The sequence below is a fragment of the Endozoicomonas sp. SESOKO4 genome (genome assembly GCF_024606275.1).
On the sequence record NZ_JAHHPS010000240.1, the window covers coordinates 1 to 2,105 of the forward strand.

General features: G+C 45.7%; 2 protein-coding genes. Both read right to left on the reverse strand.

Annotation, left to right across the window (positions count from 1 at the left end; genetic code table 11):
• A partial coding sequence (locus tag KDK16_RS04450; protein ID WP_257274866.1) for an RING-H2 finger protein occupies positions 1 to 680 on the reverse strand: 680 nt, incomplete at its 3' end.
• Positions 681 to 845: 165 nt separating this feature from the next.
• Positions 846 to 2,105, reverse strand: a 1,260-nt coding sequence (locus KDK16_RS04455) for a WD40 repeat domain-containing protein (protein ID WP_257274867.1), incomplete at its 5' end; no start/stop codon positions are given.

Consider the following 2,105-nt stretch of genomic DNA (forward strand, 5'->3'; position numbering starts at 1 on the left):
TTGAAGTCATTTACGGATGATGAGGAGTTACTCGACTCACTCACCAATCGGCTGCTATTGGAACTGAAGATGGCTGAATTGACCCGATCGTCATGGGTAATGATGGCTTTTGTCACTGGATGAATAATTTTTCGCAAGATATTTATATACGGTGAATCATCAGGTGTCTGGCTATTGTGCCAGCATAGTTGGACAAAATGGTACAGGGCTTCATGACTTGTTTCTGCTTTATCCCATTCGTTAATGGCTCTATCTGCACTCACTAAAGAATGACAACCGTTGTATTGACTCAATAGCTTATCAAAGTCGTTAAGTTTTTTTCTTATGACACCTAACTCGCCTCGACATGTAGGACAAGTTTTAACTTTTCGGGCTGACAGACCGATTTGAAGCCACTTGTTTAAACAATGCTCGTGAAAAAGGTGTTCACAGGGCGTTTTCACTATGTTTGCCGTGTGTGGAAAGCTCTCATGACATACTGCGCAATTTTCATCAGGAATCTGTGTGTTTTCCACTTTAAATGCATTATCTCTGAAAGCACTGATATTCATTGCTGTCTTGCCAGACACAACGGCGGAACTACTATTGCTGACACAGGAGGGTGCCTTCTCCATTCGAGTTCGCTTAGGTGGTGGCGAGTATGAACCTTCGGTGCCGAAGTAATTATTGATTCTATCCATCCTTCGTTCTCCGAAAGTGAGTATTTATCCTCGATTAGCAAGTACATTCATAAAAGATACAGTAAGTTAGAATGGGTTATGGAACGAAAGTTCATAACTTGTTGTTAAGTGAAACTGACAAACTGTCCTGCTATCAAAGTGTCATTCAGCGCACGCAGAATCGCGTCACTTAGTGACAGCAGTCAATAAATCACTCCTGCGAAGTTCAGTGATCATCACCGTACGGTCACTGGCGGTGACCACATGGCTGCCATCGGAGCTAAAGCTGGCTGATCGAACCGTGTCGATGTGGTAAATGCGAGCTTTTTCTAACCATGACCCATCGGACTTCTGACCAATGATTTTCGCCGTACGATCCTTACTGGCGGTGACCACATGGCGGCTATCAGGGCTGAAAGTGGCTGACGTGACGGTATTCTGATGATAAATGATGGCTTTTTCTTTCCATGATCCATCGTCTTGCAGGTCGAAGATTTTCACCGCGCCATCGAAACTGGCAGTCACCAAATGACGGCCATCGGGGCTGAAGGTGGCTGATTCGACGATATGATCATGGGGAAGTGTGGCGGTTAATTCCCAGGAACCATCGTCACTCTGGCTATGGATTTTAGCACTGTGATCCTCACTGGTGGTTAGCACATGGCCGCCATCAGGGCTATAAAGGGCTGACATGACAGCACGATCATGGGGAAGTGTGTTGGTTAATGCCCATGAACCATCGTCTTTCTGACAATAGATTCTCGCCGTCTTATCCCAACTGGCGGTGACCAGATGGTGGCTGTCAGGGCTGAATGTGGCTGATTCGACGGCTTTGCCATGGGAAAGAATGGCTCGTAAATCCCATGATCCATCGAGCTTCTGGCTATGGATTTGTGCTGTTCTGTCCATACTGGTGGTCACCACATGTTGGCCATCGGGGCTGAAACTGGCTGAGTTGACCTGCGCCCTATGGGAAATGATGGCTTTTGGTTCCCATGACTCATTGCACCTCAGGGCATATATATTCGCTCTGCCATCCGAACAGGTGGTTACTGCATGGCGACTATCGGGGCTGAAAATCGCTGAGTTGACCCATCCGTTATGGGAAATACTGGTATTTTTTTTCCATGATCCATCAGCCTTTTGGCCGAAGATTTTTGCCGATAGATCTCCATTGGCAGTTATCAGATAGCGACCATCAGCACTCAGGGTGGCTGAGTTTATTTTATTGGCGCTTACCTGAAAGGGGTAATCGTTATCGGTAATGGCGAGTGATTTGGCTTTATGATTTTTGCCAATAATGGTTTTAGTGACTAATTTAAACTTTTCACATTGAGACATCAGGTTAGTTTTGGTGAAATATAACAGAGCAGGTAAATAAACGCCCCAATGCAGCCGATTGGTGAGTGAGTCGAGTAACTCCTCATCATCCGTAAATGACTTCAA